Consider the following 16931-nt stretch of genomic DNA (forward strand, 5'->3'; position numbering starts at 1 on the left):
ACAATGAGAGAGACAAGAAACCGCAGATTATGGACTTCCAACTCAAGACCCTGGACCCTGCGCGTGCCGCCCGTGAGAAGTGCGACGCGATCGTTCTCGTGGTGGCGCAAGGCTTCAAGCCGGCCAAGGATCCACTGACCAGCCTGGCGGGCCACGCGCTCGACGCCGGCGACCTGGAAGCCAAGCCCGGCAAGCTGCTGCATGCCTACCGCAGCGAAGGGATCGCCGCATCGCGGGTGATTCTGGCGGGCGCCGGCGACGGTTCAGCGCGCCGCGTGCAATCGGCGGTGCAGGCGGCGGTGGGAGCGCTGCGCTCCTCGGGCGTGAAGCGGCTCCTGATCTGCCTGCCGGGCGAGGCCGACGAGGCCGCCGTGCGCGCGGCCGTCACCGCGACGGCCGAGGCGAGCTATGTCTATGTCGCCACCAAATCCAAGCCTGAAGGACGCGAGATCGAGCGCGTCACCGTGGCGGTCGACGACGCCGCCCGCGTGAAGGACGCCTTCGAAGCGGCCAAGGCGGCGGCGGCCGGGATCGAGTTCGCTCGCGAACTGGCCAACCTGCCCCCCAACCATGCCACGCCGACGCGCCTGGGCGAAGAGGCCAAGAAGCTCGCCAAGGCCCACGGCTTCGGCTGCCAGGTGCTGGGGCCGAAGGAGATCGCCAAGCTGGGCATGGGGTCCTTCATGGCCGTGGCCCAGGGCTCGGAAGAGCCGCCGCGCTTCATCGTGCTGCAGCACCAGGGCGGCGCGGACGGCGAGGCGCCGGTCGTGCTGGTGGGCAAGGGCATCACCTTCGACAGCGGCGGCATTTCCATCAAGCCGGCCCAGGACATGGACGAAATGAAGTTCGACATGGGCGGGGCGGCCAGCGTGCTGGGCACCTTCCGCGCCATCGGCGAGCTCAAGCCCCGGGTCAACGTGGTGGGCCTGATCCCCAGCTGCGAGAACATGCCCGACGGGCGCTCGGTCAAGCCCGGCGACATCGTCAAGAGCATGAGCGGCCAGACGATCGAGATCCTGAACACCGATGCCGAAGGGCGCCTGATCCTGTGCGATGCGCTGAGCTATGCCGAGCGCTTCAAGCCCGGCGCCGTGATCGACATCGCGACGCTGACCGGTGCCTGCATGGTGGCCCTGGGCGGCGTGCGCAGCGGCCTGTTCGCCAGCGACGACATGCTGGCCGAGTCGCTGCAGTCGGCCGGCGACGCAGCCATGGACCTGTGCTGGCGCATGCCGCTGGACGACGAATATGGCGACGGCCTGAAGACGAACTTCGCCGATGTGGCGAACGTCGCCGGCCGCGCGGGTGGCGCGATCACGGCGGCCAAGTTCCTGCAGCGCTTCGCCGGCAAGTTCCCCTGGGCCCACCTGGACATCGCCGGCACCGCCTGGCGCAGCGGCGCGAACAAGGGCGCCACCGGCCGCCCGGTCGGCCTGCTGTACCAGTACCTTCTGTCGCGCCAGGACTCCGCCCCGGCGCCCACCAAGACCCGCCGGAGGGCTTCCGCACGGCAATGACCGGCGTCGAGTTCCACTTCAACGCGCCCGACAAGCTGGGCTACGCCTGCCGGCTGCTGCGCAAGGCGGCCGCCAAGGGCGCCAGGGTGACCGTGACCGGCCGGCCGCCGATGTTGCGCGAATTGGACACGGCCCTGTGGACCTTCTCGCCGCTGGACTTCGTGGCGCACTGCCAGGCGGCAGGCGCGCCCCAGGCGGTGCTGGCCGCGTCGCCCATCGTGCTGTGCGATTCGCCCCGGGCCTCCCCGCACCACCAGGTCCTGCTCAACCTCGGCGACGATGTGCCCGAAGGCTTCGAGCGCTTCGAGCGCCTGATCGAAGTGGTTTCGCTGGACGAGGACGACCGCGCGCGGGCGCGCGTGCGCTGGAAGCACTACGCCAGCCGCGGCTACGAGCTCAAGAGAGAAGATCTCGTGCTGAAGGAGCCATCCTGATGGCCGGCCGCACGCCCCCGCGCTATGTCCCGACCCTGACCGAAGTGGTGAAGGGCGGGCCGGCCGCGGCACCTGCCCAGCCCGTGGCGCAGGAGCAATTGATCCAGCGGGTGATGCAAAAGATCGACCTCACGCTGGAGCGGCGCCTGCGCGAAGTCATCGCCGCCAAGGTGCTCGAACAGACACGCGGCCTGGGACCGGCATTGCGCGATGAGATCGAGGCCATGGTGCGGCAGGCCGTCGAACAGGCCTTCCAGGAGGAAACCGCGCCGACCAAGAAGAAGTGAGGCCGCGCGGTGGGGCCCCCATGCGGGTTTCGCCGGAATATAGACCTTTCCCTCTGGCCCTCGTGAAGTTTTTGCGATATGTTCGCGCCCGTTGAGTCCACAAGATTCTCAACCTTTATCCCTACTCTGGAGGTTCTCCTATGCAAACGAAATTGAAAATGACGGTCGCCGCGGCCATTGCCGTCGTTGCGGGACTGGCGTCCGCGCAAGACATGGTCGTGAAGATCGGCCACGTCGCGCCGATGTCCGGGTCGCAGGCTTCCTACGGCAAGGACAACGACAACGGCGTGCGCATGGCCATCGAGGACCTCAACGCCCAGGGCGTGACCATTGGCGGCAAGAAGGTGCGCCTGGAGATCCAGACGGAAGATGACGCCGCCGATCCGAAGCAGGGCACGGCCGCCGCGCAGAAGCTGTGCGATGCCAAGGTCAACGGCGTGGTGGGTCACCTGAACTCGGGCACCACCATTCCCGCCTCCAAGGTCTACAACGACTGCGGCATCCCGCACATCACCGGCGCGGCCACCAACCCCGACCTGACCAAACCCGGCTACAAGACCACCTTCCGCGTCATCGCCAACGACAGCGCGCTGGGTGCCGGCCTGGCGTTGTATGCCGCCGACGCCCTGAAGCTCAAGAAGGTCGCCATCGTCGACGACCGCACCGCCTATGGCAAGGGCGTGGCCGAGATCTTCAAGAAGACCGCGCAGTCCAAGGGCATGCAGATCGTGGACGAGCAGTTCACGACGGACAAGGCCACGGATTTCATGGCCATCCTGACGACCATCAAGGGCAAGAACCCCGACGCCATCTTCTACGGCGGCATGCACCCGCAGGCTGCCCCCATGCTGCGCCAGATGGAACAGCTGGGCATGACCAACGTGAAGTACTTCGGCGGCGACGGCATCTGCACGCAGGAAATCATCCAGCTGGTGCAGGGCGCCAAGACGCTGGGTAACGTGGTCTGTGCCGAAGGCGGCGCTTCGCTCGACAAGATGCCCGGCGGCAAGGCCTGGAAGGACCGCTACGACAAGAAGTACCCCGGCCAGTTCCAGGTGTACAGCCCCTATACCTATGACGCCACCTTCGTGCTGGTCGACGCGATGAAGCGTGCCGGCTCGGCCGATCCCAAGGTCTACATCCCGAAGCTGGCCGAGTCCAGCTTCAAGGGCGTGACGGCCCAGATCGCCTTCGAGCCGAACGGCGAGCTGAAGAACCCGGCCATGACGCTGTACGTCTACAAGGACGGCAAGAAGGTTCCGCTCAACTGATCCCTTGAGCGCTTCCCTTGCGCAAGAGCCGCCTTCGGGCGGCTTTTTGCTTTCTGCCCGGCCGTAGGCGCATGGCGAATCCTGGCGTAGGCGCTTTCCTACAGCCCGCATGGCTGTTGGCTCTCGGCGCCATGCGCCTTCCATACGGTTGTGGCTCGGATTTCAGCAAAGTAACCTGTCGCACGATTTTTCAGGGCGTTGCACAGCGGATTGGACTGGGGGACACATGGAAGTTGTAGCGAAGCTGCCGGCCGGAGGTCATCGCGATGAGGAGCTCAAGCAGGTGCTGAAGGCCCTGAGTGCGTTCCGCCGTGGCGAAACCGGCGTCACGCTGCCCACCGAGTGGGACGGCCTTCACGGCAAGATTGCCGGCGAATTCAATGAGCTGACGGCACAGGCTGCGCGCAGGTCGCAGCAGCTCAATAGCATCAACCTGGCGCCGCGCAGCTCACCGCGCGCCGGCAAGCGCCTCAGCGACGGCAAGCTCACCGGCTTCTGGCAAAGCGACGTGGCCAGTATCAACGCGGTGCTGGATCACTGCGACGAACTGTCCGAGCACACGCGAACCTTCCTCGGGGCGCTGACCGACCTGAAGAAGGGCAATCCCGAGGCGCACCTTCCCCAGGACTGGACCGGCGTCTTCGGCAAGGTGGCCGACGCCTTCAACGAGGTGGTCGCCGAGAACCTGCGCATGTCGCACGAACTCGCGCGCCTGTCGCGGGTGGTCGGCAAGGAGGGCAAGCTCAAGGAACGGGCGGTGGCGCCCAATGCGACCGGCTTCTGGCGCGACTCGGCCGACTCGATCAACTCGCTGATCGGCGACCTGGTGCACCCGACCTCCGAGGTGGCTCGGGTGATCGGCGCGGTGGCGCAGGGTGACCTGACCAAGTCCATGGCCCTGGAGGCCGACGGCCGTCCGTTGCAGGGCGAGTTCCTGCGCACCGCCATGACCATCAACAAGATGGTGCAGCAGCTGGGCACCTTCTCCGCCGAAGTGACGCGGGTGGCCCGCGAAGTGGGCACCGAAGGCAAGCTGGGCGGCCAGGCCGACGTGCAGGGCGTTGCCGGCACCTGGAAGGACCTGACCGACTCGGTGAACTTCATGGCCGGCAATCTCACGGCCCAGGTGCGCAACATCGCCGACGTGACCAAGGCGGTGGCCGCCGGCGACCTGTCCAAGAAGATCACCGTGGACGTCAAGGGCGAGATCCTGGAGCTGAAGAACACCATCAACACCATGGTGGACCAGCTGTCCTCGTTCGCCTCGGAAGTGACGCGGGTGGCGCGCGAAGTGGGCACCGAAGGCAAGCTGGGCGGCCAGGCCGAGGTGCAGGGCGTGGCCGGCACCTGGAAGGACCTGACCGACAACGTGAACTTCATGGCCGGCAACCTGACTTCGCAGGTGCGCAACATCGCCGATGTGACGACCGCCGTGGCGGCCGGCGACCTCTCGAAGAAGATCACGGTGGAGGTGAAGGGCGAAATCCTGGAGCTGAAGAACACCATCAACACCATGGTGGACCAGCTGCGGTCCTTCGCCTCGGAGGTGACGCGGGTGGCGCGCGAGGTGGGCACCGAGGGCAAGCTGGGCGGCCAGGCCGACGTGCAGGGCGTGGCGGGCACCTGGAAGGACCTGACCGACTCGGTGAACTTCATGGCCGGCAACCTGACCTCGCAGGTGCGCAACATCGCCGATGTGACCAAGGCGGTGGCGGCCGGCGACCTGTCCAAGAAGATCACGGTGGACGTGAAGGGCGAAATCCTGGAGCTGAAGGCCACCATCAACACCATGGTGGACCAGCTGCGCTCCTTTGCCTCGGAGGTGACGCGGGTGGCGCGCGAGGTGGGCACCGAAGGACGCCTGGGTGGCCAGGCCGACGTGCAGGGCGTGGCCGGCACCTGGAAGGACCTGACCGACTCGGTGAACTTCATGGCCGGCAACCTGACTTCGCAGGTGCGCAACATCGCCGACGTGACCAAGGCGGTGGCGGCCGGCAACCTGTCCAAGAAGATCACCGTGGAGGTGAAGGGCGAGATCCTGGAGCTGAAGAACACCATCAACACCATGGTGGACCAGCTGTCATCGTTCGCCTCGGAAGTGACGCGGGTGGCGCGCGAGGTGGGCACCGAGGGCAAGCTGGGCGGCCAGGCCGACGTGCAGGGCGTGGCCGGCACCTGGAAGGACCTGACCGAGTCGGTGAACTTCATGGCCGGCAACCTGACGTCGCAGGTGCGCAACATCGCCGACGTGACCAAGGCGGTGGCGGCCGGTGACCTGTCCAAGAAGATCACGGTGGACGTCAAGGGCGAGATCCTGGAGCTGAAGAACACCATCAACACCATGGTGGACCAGCTGCGCTCCTTCGCTTCGGAAGTGACGCGGGTGGCCCGGGAAGTGGGCACCGAAGGCCGCCTGGGCGGGCAGGCCGATGTGCAGGGCGTCGCCGGCACCTGGAAGGACCTCACCGACTCGGTGAACTTCATGGCCGGCAACCTGACTTCGCAGGTGCGCAACATCGCGGACGTGACCAAGGCGGTGGCGGCCGGCGACCTGTCCAAGAAGATCACGGTGGACGTGAAGGGCGAGATCCTGGAACTGAAGGCCACCATCAACACCATGGTGGACCAGCTGTCCTCCTTCGCCTCGGAAGTGACGCGGGTGGCGCGCGAAGTGGGCACCGAGGGCAAGCTGGGCGGCCAGGCCGACGTCCAGGGCGTGGCCGGCACCTGGAAGGACCTGACCGAGTCGGTGAACTTCATGGCCGGCAACCTAACTTCGCAGGTGCGCAACATCGCCGATGTGACGACCGCCGTGGCGGCCGGCGACCTGTCCAGGAAGATCACGGTGAACGTGAAGGGCGAAATCCTGGAGCTGAAGAACACCATCAACACCATGGTGGACCAGCTGTCCTCGTTCGCCTCGGAAGTGACGCGGGTGGCGCGCGAGGTGGGCACCGAGGGCAAGCTGGGCGGCCAGGCCGACGTGCAGGGCGTGGCCGGCACCTGGAAGGACCTGACCGACAACGTGAACTTCATGGCCGGCAACCTGACTTCGCAGGTGCGCAACATCGCCGACGTGACGACCGCCGTGGCGGCCGGCGACCTCTCGAAGAAGATCACGGTGGAGGTGAAGGGCGAAATCCTGGAGCTGAAGAACACCATCAACACCATGGTGGACCAGCTGCGGTCCTTCGCCTCGGAAGTGACGCGGGTGGCGCGCGAGGTGGGCACCGAGGGCAAGCTGGGCGGGCAGGCCGACGTGCAGGGCGTGGCCGGCACCTGGAAGGACCTGACCGACTCGGTGAACTTCATGGCCGGGAACCTGACCTCGCAGGTGCGCAACATCGCCGACGTGACCAAGGCGGTGGCGGCCGGCGACCTGTCCAAGAAGATCACGGTGGACGTGAAGGGCGAAATCCTGGAGCTGAAGGCCACCATCAACACCATGGTGGACCAGCTGCGGTCCTTTGCCTCGGAGGTGACGCGGGTGGCCCGCGAGGTGGGTACCGAGGGCAAGCTGGGCGGCCAGGCCGACGTGCAGGGCGTGGCCGGCACCTGGAAGGACCTCACGGACAACGTGAACTTCATGGCCGGCAACCTCACTTCGCAGGTGCGCGGCATCGCCAAGGTGGTGACCGCCGTGGCCAACGGCGACCTCAAGCGCAAGCTGACCGTGGAAGCCAAGGGCGAGATCGCGGCGCTGGCCGACACGATCAACTCGATGACGGACACGCTCGCGACCTTCGCGGAGCAGGTGACGACCGTGGCGCGCGAGGTGGGCGTGGAAGGCAAGCTGGGCGGCCAGGCCAAGGTGCCGGGTGCCTCGGGTACCTGGAAGGGCCTGACCGAGAACGTGAACCAGCTCGCGGCCAACCTCACCACGCAGGTGCGGGCCATCGCCGAAGTGGCGACGGCCGTGACCCAGGGCGACCTGACGCGCTCGATCACCGTGGTGGCGCTGGGCGAAGTGGCGGCCCTGAAGGACACGATCAACGAGATGATCCGCAACCTGCGCGACACGACGCAGGTGAACACTGAGCAGGATTGGCTCAAGACCAACCTGGCGAAGTTCTCGCGCATGCTGCAGGGCCAGAAGGACCTGGTGGCCGTGGGCCACCTGATCCTCTCGGAACTGGCGCCGGTGGTGGGCGCGCAGCAAGCTGAGTTCTACGTGCTGCGCTACACGCACGAGCAGCCCAAGCTGCGCCTGATGGCGAGCTACGCCTCCGACGGCCACGGGGCCTACGGCAAGGAAGTGGACATGGGGCAAGGCCTGGTCGGCCAGTGCGCGCATGACCGCAAGAAGATCCTGCTGACCTCCAGCATCCCGGAAACGCTGAAGATTTCCTCCGGCCTGGCCACGGTCGAACCGCTGAACGTGCTGGTGATGCCGATCATCTTCGAGGGCCAGGTGCGCGGCGTGGTCGAACTGGCCTCGGTGGAGCGCTTCAACCCGACGCACCAGGCCTTCCTGGACCAACTGATGGAATCGATCGGCATCGTGATCAACACGATCGAGGCCAACATGCGGACGGAAGACCTGCTGACGCAGTCGCAATCGCTCGCGCAGGAACTGCAGAGCCGCCAGCAGGAACTGCAGCAGACGAACCAGGAACTGCAGGAGAAGGCCCGGCTGCTGGTGCACCAGAACCAGGAGGTGGAGCGCAAGAACCAGGAAGTGGAGCAGGCGCGCCAGGCGCTGGAAGACAAGGCCAAGCAGCTGGCCCTGACGTCCAAGTACAAGTCCGAATTCCTGGCGAACATGTCGCACGAGCTGCGCACGCCGCTCAACTCGCTGCTGATCCTGTCCGACCAGCTGTCCAAGAACCCGGACGGCAACCTGTCACCCAAGCAGGTGGAATTCGGCAAGACGATCCATTCGTCCGGCAACGACCTGTTGATGCTGATCAACGACATCCTGGACCTGTCGAAGATCGAGTCCGGCACGGTGGTGGTGGACGTGAACGAGCTGCGCCTGTCGGACCTGCAGCTTTACGTGGAGCGCACCTTCCGCCACGTCGCCGAAGCCAAGAGCGTGGATTTCATGATCCACACCGGCCTGAACCTGCCGACTTCCATGGTGACCGACGCCAAGCGCCTGCAGCAGGTCCTGAAGAACCTGCTGTCGAATGCCTTCAAGTTCACCCACACCGGCCATGTGAGCCTGTCGATGGAAGTGGTGGCCGGCGGCTGGTCGGCTGACAACGAGGACCTCTACCGCGCCCAGCAGGTGCTGGCGTTCTCGGTCGAGGACACCGGCATCGGCATTTCAGGCGACAAGCAGCAGATCATCTTCGAGGCCTTCCAGCAGGCCGACGGCTCGACCAGCCGCAAATACGGCGGCACCGGCCTGGGTCTGGCGATCAGCCGTGAGCTGTCCAAGCTGCTGGGCGGCGAGATCCGCCTGTCGAGCGCGCCGGGGCGCGGCTCGACTTTCACGCTGTACCTGCCGCTGGTCTATCCCGGCACGCGCAGCATGCGCCGAGCCTTGCCGCAAGCCGAGCCCGCACGCGCCGACAGTGCCGTTCCCGCGGCGCTGAGGTGGATCGCGCCGAGCTACGAGCCGCCGGCCGGGGAGGTGATCGAGGCGCCCGGCGCCGCGCAGGGGAACGAAGCCGGGGATGACCGCGAGACCATCACGCAGGGCGACCTGGTGCTGCTCATCGTCGAGAACGACCTCGCCTTCGCGCGCTTCCTGCTGGATGCCGCCCGGGCCAAGGGCTTCAAGGGCCTCGTGACGCCCATGGGCGCCGGGGCGCTGGCCCTGGCGGCCGAGCACAAGCCGTCCGCCATCACGCTGGACATGTACCTGCCCGACATGGATGGATGGCGCGTGCTGGACCGCCTGAAGCAGGACATGGGCGCGCGCCACGTCCCGGTCTGCGTGATCTCCACGGACGACTCCAAGGAGCGCGCTTTCCACCTGGGGGCGGCGGCCTTCGTGGAGAAGCCCATCCAGTCCAGGGAGGTGCTGGACGCCATGCTCGACCGGCTGCTTGCCTATGTGTCACGGCCGAGCAAGAAGGTGCTGGTGGCGCTGAACGATGCCGCGGCGCGCCGCGAATTCCTGCTGCACATGGCGGACGAACAGGTCTCCATCGAGATCGCCAAGACGGCCGGCAAGGCGATGGACCTGCTGGAGGAATCCCGCTTCGACTGCGTGGTCCTGGAGGACGGTCTGCCCGGGCTGAACTTGAACGCGTGCCGCAGGCTGCTGGCTGCGCAGGACGGCCTGGGGCCTGTGCAGCTGGTGCTTTTTCACGGTGGCGCCATGGATACCGCGAGCACGGGCTGGTCATCCGATGAGTCGGTCAACGTGCGCGAAGCGCATGCGATCGCCAAGCTGTTCGACGAAACCCTGCTGGCCATCCACCACAACCTGGCAAAGCTGCCGGAACCCAAGCGCGCCGTGATCAACGCGCTGCACGAATCCAGCAAGCCTCTGCATGGCAAGCGTGTGCTGATCGTGGACGACGACATGCGCAACATCTTCGCGCTGGCGACCGTGCTGGAGGAGCACGGCATGGACATCGTCTGGTCCGACAACGGCCGGGACGCGATCCAGCGGGTGGCCTCCGACCCGCAGATCAATGTAGTATTGATGGATATCATGATGCCTGAGCTGGACGGCATGGCCACGATGCAGGAGATCCGCAAGCTCCCGGCGGGCCGGAACCTGCCAATGGTTGCCGTCACCGCCAAGGCCATGAAGGGCGACCGCGAGAAATGCATCGAAGCAGGCGCATGGGACTATTTGTCCAAGCCGGTGAACACGCAGGACCTGCTGACGGTGCTCCGGGCCTGGCTGCACCAGTGATAGACACTGGTGTCGGCCTGCCGGCAGGGCCGGAACAGGACAAGGTCAACATCCTGGTGGTGGACGACCTGGCGGAAAAGCACGTCGTCTTCCGTACCATCCTCGAGGATCTCGGGCAGACCATCGTCAGCGCGCGATCGGGCAAGGAAGCGCTGCGCCAGATCCTCAAGCAGGAATTCGCGGTGATCCTGCTGGATGTCAACATGCCCGACATCGACGGGCTGGAGACCGCCAGCCTCATCCGGCAATACAAGAAGTCGGCGCAGACGCCCATCCTGTTCATCACCGCCTACGTGGACGAGCTACAGGCCAGGCGAGGCTATGCGCTGGGGGCGGTGGACTACATCCCCTCGCCGGTGGTGCCGGAGGTGCTGCGCTCCAAGGTTCGCGTGTTCGTGGACCTGTTCCGCATGAACCGGCAACTGCAGCTGCAGGTCGCCGCCCGCGAGGCGCTGGCGCGGTCCGAGGCTGCACGCGCCGCCGCCGAAGACGCGATCCACCGGGCCGACTACCTGGCCGAAGCGAGCCGTGTCATGTCGCGTTCGCTCGACCTCAGCGACACGGCGCGGGCGGTGCTGGACCTGTGCGTGCCCATGCTGGGCCGGCGTGCCATCCTCGGCTTCATCGATCCGGACGAAGGAGTGCGACGGATCGACATCCATCCTGCCCCGGCGCCCGGCGACCCCGAGGTCTTCAGCCCCGAGCTGCGGGTGGCGGTCGAGCAGGCGGTGCGTGACAAGCAGTTCCGCGTGTGGCGGTCCGGCACGCCCGCCGCCGCGATCTACCCCCTGATGGCGGGCGACGAGGTCCGCGGCGCGCTGGTCCTGCAGGAAGAGGCCGGCCGCTTCGACGCCTCACACCTCGCGCTGATCCGCGAGGTGGCCAGCCGCGCGTCCATCGCGATGGAAAACGCGCGGCTCTACCACGCGGTGCAGGAGGCCGACCGCCGCAAGAACGACTTCCTGGCCATGCTTGCGCACGAACTGCGCAATCCGCTCGCGCCGATCCGAAACGCCGTGCACATCATGCAGGGCAACGATGTCACCCCCTCGACGATGAACTGGGCTCGCGATGTGATCGGCCGGCAGGCCGACCACATGGCGCGCCTGATCGACGACCTGCTGGACGTGTCCCGCATCGTGCAGGGCAAGGTCACGGTCAAGCCGGAAAAGCTGGACCTCGCGGCGCTGATCGAGCGCACGGTGGAGGCCAGCGCGCCGCGCATCCACGGGCGCGAGCAACAGCTCGCGGTGACCTTGCCGGCGGAGCGGGTGGAACTCCACGGCGACGTGGTGCGGCTGGCGCAGGTGCTTTCCAACCTGTTGAACAACGCCTCGAAGTTTTCACCGCCGCGGTCGCGCATCGTGCTCGGTGCGTCCCACGCGAGCGGAGAGCTGCGCATTTCGGTCAGGGATGACGGCGCCGGCATCGATGCCGCGACGCTGCCGCACATCTTCGACCTTTTCTTCCAGGCCGACCAGTCGCTGGACCGTTCGCAAGGCGGCCTGGGCATCGGGCTGACGCTGGTCAAGCACCTGGTCGAACTGCATGGCGGCCGGGTGGCGGCCTTCAGCGACGGCGTGGGCCGCGGCTCCGAAGTGGTCGTGTGGCTGCCGGCAGCCGTGGTGGCGCATCGCACGGAAACGCCGGCCGCCGTGGTGCCCATTCCGGAGCCGCGTGAGCGGGCGCCGGTGCGCATCCTCGTGGTCGATGACATCACCGCGTCAGCCGACACCCTGATGACGCTGCTCGAGCTGGAGGGTTTCCAGGTCAGGACCGCGAACGAGGGGATGGCGGCGCTGCAGATCGCCAGGGACTTCCGGCCGGATGCCGTGCTGCTGGACATCGGATTGCCCGGCATGAACGGCTTCGAGGTGGCTCATCGGCTGCGCAGCCAGCCGGAATCGCGCGACGCCCTCCTGATCGCGCTCACCGGCTACGGCGAACCCGAAAGCCGTTCGCGCTCGGTCCAGGCCGGGTTCGACGTCCACATGGTCAAACCAGCGGACGTGAATGCGCTGCTGTCGATGCTGGCGAATCCGCAAAGCTCGCGCCGCGCGTCGTCCGATGGCTGACCTGCCCGGGGGACTCCACGGACACTGCTAGAATGGCGGGCTTCGCAGGAGAGGTGGATGAGCGGTTTAAGTCGCACGCCTGGAAAGCGTGTGTGGGTTAATAGCCCACCGCGGGTTCGAATCCCGCCCTCTCCGCCAGGAACACCACCGAAAAGCCCTCTTGGACAGCCCAAGAGGGCTTTTTCATTTCTTGCTGCGTGAACACATGGGCTGGGCGGCAAGAGTTCAAGCTCGGCCGTGTGTCCGCCAATGGCTTGGGTTGACAAGTCCCATGCCCGGCGAGGACAGTCGCATGCAAATCGGAGAGCAGAGAGCCGGTGTTGGCTCACGCGATCTCAATGGGCGATCTCGCCTCAAGGAGCATGGCGATGGAACAGATGGATCGCGACCAGGTCGTCGGCGTGCTGAATCGACTGCTGGAAGCCGAACTGGCCGGCGTCGTGCGGTACACGCACTACTCGCTGCTTGTGTTCGGCTTCGGCCGCATACCGATCGTGTCCTGGCTGCGGGAGCAGGCCAACGAATCCTTGCTGCACGCTCAGCAGGTCGGCGAATGGATCACGACCCTCGGCGCCTACCCGTCGCTGGCCATCGGCCCGTTGCTGGACTCGCACAAGCACGACATCGCGTCGATCCTGCGCGAGTCCTTGCAGGCCGAAGACGCTGCCCTGGTCCTGTACCGCGAGCTCCTCGCGCACGTCGAAGAACGCTCGGTGGCGCTGGAGGAGTTCGCCCGGCAGATGATCTATGCCGAAGAACTGCACGCCGCAGAAGTCGACAAGATGCTGCGCAAGCCGGGCGATGTCGCCGCATTTTCTGCGGCGCCCCCTTGAGCAGGACAGGATAGGCCGCTAGTAGCCGCCGCCACCACCGCCGCCGGCGCCGGGATCCATGGGTGTCGGCACGCTGGCGGGTGCTGGCGCTGGCGCTGGCGCCGGCGCGGGAGCAGGGGTCGGAGCCGCGGCCGGGCTGGGCGCCGGTGCCGCGGCGGTGGCCTCCTGCAAGTCGGCCGCAACGCCGTCACCCCCACCGCCGCCGCATGCTGTGAGCGCGAGCAGGGCGGCAGACAGGGCCGCCCATTGGCGGAACGCGGTTGCATTGCCAGGTGACACTCTGCGCGATCTGTCCATGTTGGTCTCCAGAAAGGACCGGCAATCCGACCCACGCTGTGCGGCGAGTCGGGCACCGTAAGTTCCTGGATCCGGGGTTTCGGTTCAAATCGCGCTGCCCGGCCGCTGCGCGCGCGCCGTGGGTGTGGTGCTCAGAAGTCGTAGCTGGCGCTCAGCACCCAGGTGCTGCGCCGTTGCTGGTACGTGGCCACGTAGGGCACCCGCTCGCTGGCGCCGACCCATGCGAGCCGCAAGTCGGCTTCCGCGATGCGCAGGCCGAGCCCGACGCGCGCGTCGTAGCGCGTCTGCGCGAGTCCGGGCGCGGTGGCGCCTTGCAGGCGTGTCAACGCGCCCAGGTGCGCGAAGGTTCGCAGCTGGGGCGTGAGCGGCAGGTTGCCGTTGAGTTCGGCGTACAGCGTCCGAACGCCGTGTCCGAAGTAATCGGGAGAGAGGTAGACCCTGGCCGTCCAGCGCTCGGCGACGTAGCCGGCAAAGACTTCCTCATAGTCGTAATTCGACGCCCCCTCGAACCGCGTCAGGGTGGCGCCGAGTTCCCAGGCCTCGCCGAAGCGATTGCGGCGGGCGTAGCCCGCATAGGCGGTGCCGGCCGCCCGCCGGGGGCCGGGCACCAGTTCGACACTCGTGAGCGATGCGCCGGCGTACCAGCCGGCAGGGTGATCGTAGGACAGGGCCAAGTGGGCGGTGGGGTCTCCGCCGCTCAGGGAAACGCCGCGAAAGCGGTAGTCCGATTCCACGACGATGCTGCCACCGGCCTGGGCGTGGGCGGCGCCACTGCAAAGGACGAGCGCAGCGACGCCGGCGAAGCGAAGGGCCGATTGCGGGGCTAGCACATCATGGCGGTGTGAGTCCTGGGGTTGTGGCTGGCGCCGCGGCCGATCGAGCAGGCGCGCCGGCGCATGAACACGGGCACGGACCGGCCACACGCGTTAGTGTGGCGCAAGTATCGATCTGGCCGGTGGGAAGCAGCACCAAAGTCTGGTCCCTGCTGGCGGATGAAAGCGTCCCGTTGAGCTGGCGCAGCAGCGCCGCCAGCCCGGCGACATGGGCGGCGGCGTACGAGGCTCCACTGACGACCTGCCAGCCACCACCCGGGACCGTGGTCGGCACGTCCCGTCCCGGGGCCAGCAGCGCCTGCTGGCGCACGGCAGACGCGCTGTCGGTCACTGCCCAGACGCCCGCGTGAGAAGCCGGAAACCCGCCCTGCGGCGACTTCGGATCGATGGCCGCCACCACCGTGATCCCGCGCGACAGGGCCACATCGAACAAGCGCCCGAGCAGCTTGTCCGCGGGCCCGCTCAAGCTGAAATTGACGATCGCGGCGTCCTGCGCGATCGCGAAGTGCAGCGCCTTGGCAAGGCTCAGCGTCGTGCACAGCGTGCGGTCCGGCGCCGCCTGCCAACAGGCCCGCAGCGCCATGAGCGTCGCCTCGGGGGCGATGCCCGCGATCCCGATGCCGTCATTGGCGCGCGCGCCGACGATGCCCGCGATGGCTGTTCCGTGCCGCTCGACGGCATAGGCCTGACCGTCCACGAAGTTCTCGGCCGTGCCCACGCGTCCGGCCAAGTCGGGATGCGCCGGGTCCACGCCGCTGTCCACCACCGCCACCCGCACGCCCGAACCGGTGGCCAGCTGGTGCAACTCGGCCAGCCGCCAGGCCTGGGCGGCGGGCTGCAGGCGGTAGAGGGGGTCGTTGTGGCTGGGGGCTCCATCCACCGACTCCGCTTGCGCCTGGAAGACATGCATGGGCTGGGCCCAGACAACGCGTTCATCGCGTGCGAGCGCCTCTGCGATTTTTTCGGGCGAGCGCTCGGGGCCCTGGCCCCGCGGAATCTGCATCACGTAGCAGTCGACACCCAGCACAGGCATGGGCCAATCCGTCACCAGCGTCAGCCCGTGCGTGCGGGCCAGGCGTGCCGCCAGTCCCTTGCGCGCCGCACGGCCCGCGTCGCCGCCGTAGCTGCCCGAGTAGGCGGCATGGGGACGAAAGTGCGCCGGTGGAAGGTTCAGCAAGACCAGCACCTGCTGCTGCGCATCGGCGTCATCCCGAAAATCCTGTGCCACGCCGGCGCAGGCGGAGCCCAGCAGGACCAGCAGGGCCAGGAAGGCACGCACGCGCATCATCGCGGCGGCCTCGGGTCCAGCGATTCGGCGAGCAACACCGCGGGCTGCAGCCGCAGGCGCTCGATTGCGGCCAGGGGATGCTCGCGATCCACGCTCAGCAAATAGGCGTTGCTCGCCGTGGGGCCGTCCACGATCCGGGCTTCGCCGAGGCGCAGGGCGCTTCGGATCTCCTGCTCGGTGGCCTGCGGCTTGAAGATCACGATGGCATTGGGCAACGCGGCCGCGCTGGGCGCCCCGAGCGCCCGATAGACGGCCTCGGTGGCCGGACGCGGCAACGCCCACACCAGCAAAAGCAGGGCGAGGACCACGAACTGAGCGCCCAGGGCCCAGCGCAGCCAGGGCGCCGGGCGGCGCGAGGCCGGGGCCGCCGTCCGGATCAGCTTGCGCATGCTGTCCAGGCCGGCCTCGACCGCGGCCGCATCCGCCGGCAGCGGCTGGGCGGCCAGCAGCTTGCGCTCGAACTCGAGCTCCGCCCGGCAGGCCGGGCAGCCGGCCAGATGGGTCTCGACCTGTGCCACATCGGCCGCGTCGAGCCGGCCGGTCGCATACCAGGGCAGCAGCGACTGCGTGGCGAAGTGCGGGTCTTCCAGGTGAACGACATTCATAGCCAGTCCTCCCGATGTCCGGCGAGCAAGACCCTCAAGCGCCTGCGAGCATGGAACATGCGGGTCTTCACGGTGTCCACCGGGCAAGAAACGATCTGCGCGATTTCCCTGTAGTTCAGGCCATGGAAGTAGGTGAGGTCCACCACGGCGCGTTGTTCGGCCGGCAGGCTGTCGAGCGCCGTCCCCAGGGCTTCACGCAGCTGCCAGAGGTTCACCTGCAACTCCGGCCCTGGCGCGCCATCCGCGCAGGACTGCAGTGCCTCATCGTCGACCGGCTCGTCGAATTGCGCCAGCGACTTCAGTGCCTTGCGGTAGGCAATGCCGAAGATCCAGGTCGACACCTTGGAGCCGCCATTGAAGCCTTCGGCGCGCCGCCACACGACCAGCATCGTGTCGTTGAGCACCTCTTCCACGATGCCGGGCCGGCGTGCCATCCGCCCGAGGAAGCGCGAAAGGCGCGGGTAATAGACGCGGTACAAGTCCTCGAACGCGCGTAGGTCCCCGGCGGCGATCCGGCTTACGAGCCGAACTTCGTCGCGTTCGGCCTTTGGCACTTCAAGTGCCGCGGAGGCCGCCTCCGCATCCTGGCCGCTCGCCTGTGTCCGACCGTGGGGCATCGGTGCCTCTCGTTACCCCCGTTTGTGCCCGGCAGCGCCGAAATGGTTCAAAGCGGC

The 16931-nt window shown here is 67.2% G+C and carries 11 protein-coding genes and 1 tRNA gene; 8 read left to right on the top strand and 4 right to left on the bottom strand.

All coding sequences use genetic code 11. The annotated features are described in order from the left end of the window. Positions 1-29 precede the first annotated feature (29 nt). The 8 genes from UC35_RS21685 (at position 30) to UC35_RS21720 (ending at position 13234) form a co-directional block, all read left to right on the top strand. Positions 30-1517, top strand: a complete 1488-nt coding sequence (locus tag UC35_RS21685; protein ID WP_061503383.1) for a leucyl aminopeptidase — start codon at positions 30-32, stop codon at positions 1515-1517. Beyond that, entirely contained in the window at positions 1514-1951 is a 438-nt protein-coding gene (locus tag UC35_RS21690) for a DNA polymerase III subunit chi (protein WP_061503384.1), read from the top strand. The genes UC35_RS21685 and UC35_RS21690 overlap by 4 nt, the downstream gene beginning before the upstream one ends. Then, entirely contained in the window at positions 1951-2238 is a 288-nt protein-coding gene (locus tag UC35_RS21695; protein ID WP_061503385.1) for a hypothetical protein, read from the top strand. Before UC35_RS21690 ends, UC35_RS21695 begins: the two co-directional genes overlap by 1 nt. Positions 2239-2378: 140 nt before the next feature. Further along, positions 2379-3509, top strand: coding sequence for a branched-chain amino acid ABC transporter substrate-binding protein (locus tag UC35_RS21700; RefSeq protein ID WP_061503386.1), 1131 nt, complete (start codon positions 2379-2381; stop codon positions 3507-3509). Between the two features lie 226 nt (positions 3510-3735). Continuing rightward, positions 3736-10326, top strand: a complete 6591-nt coding sequence (locus tag UC35_RS21705; protein ID WP_061503387.1) for a HAMP domain-containing protein — start codon at positions 3736-3738, stop codon at positions 10324-10326. Next, positions 10323-12401, top strand: coding sequence for a response regulator (locus UC35_RS21710; RefSeq protein ID WP_227820402.1), 2079 nt, complete (start codon positions 10323-10325; stop codon positions 12399-12401). The genes UC35_RS21705 and UC35_RS21710 overlap by 4 nt, the downstream gene beginning before the upstream one ends. A 47-nt stretch (positions 12402-12448) precedes the next feature. Next, a tRNA-Ser gene (locus tag UC35_RS21715) sits at positions 12449-12539 on the top strand. A gap of 230 nt (positions 12540-12769) precedes the next feature. Beyond that, positions 12770-13234, top strand: coding sequence for a ferritin-like domain-containing protein (locus tag UC35_RS21720; RefSeq protein WP_061503388.1), 465 nt, complete (start codon positions 12770-12772; stop codon positions 13232-13234). Between the two features lie 428 nt (positions 13235-13662). Here UC35_RS21720 and UC35_RS21725 read toward each other — a convergent pair whose 3' ends face one another. Genes UC35_RS21725 through UC35_RS21740 form a run of 4 tightly spaced genes read right to left on the bottom strand, consistent with a single transcriptional unit; the run spans position 13663 to position 16874 of the window. Continuing rightward, positions 13663-14361 (bottom strand): TorF family putative porin, encoded by a 699-nt coding sequence (locus UC35_RS21725; protein WP_158513950.1) that lies wholly within the window; start codon positions 14359-14361, stop codon positions 13663-13665. A gap of 1 nt (position 14362) precedes the next feature. Then, positions 14363-15652: a S8 family peptidase gene (locus UC35_RS21730; protein WP_061503390.1), complete on the bottom strand. Its 1290-nt coding sequence runs from the start codon at positions 15650-15652 to the stop codon at positions 14363-14365. Then, on the bottom strand, positions 15649-16257 hold the full coding sequence (locus UC35_RS21735) for an anti-sigma factor family protein (protein WP_061503391.1): 609 nt from the start codon (positions 16255-16257) through the stop codon (positions 15649-15651). The genes UC35_RS21730 and UC35_RS21735 overlap by 4 nt, the downstream gene beginning before the upstream one ends. Beyond that, the gene (locus tag UC35_RS21740) at positions 16254-16874 is read right to left on the bottom strand and encodes an RNA polymerase sigma factor (RefSeq protein WP_082793435.1); all 621 of its coding nucleotides are present in this window, start codon (positions 16872-16874) and stop codon (positions 16254-16256) included. Before UC35_RS21740 ends, UC35_RS21735 begins: the two co-directional genes overlap by 4 nt. Between the last annotated feature and the right edge of the window lie 57 nt (positions 16875-16931).

The sequence above is a fragment of the Ramlibacter tataouinensis genome (assembly GCF_001580455.1).
Classification (GTDB): Bacteria; Pseudomonadota; Gammaproteobacteria; order Burkholderiales; family Burkholderiaceae_C; genus Ramlibacter; species Ramlibacter tataouinensis_B.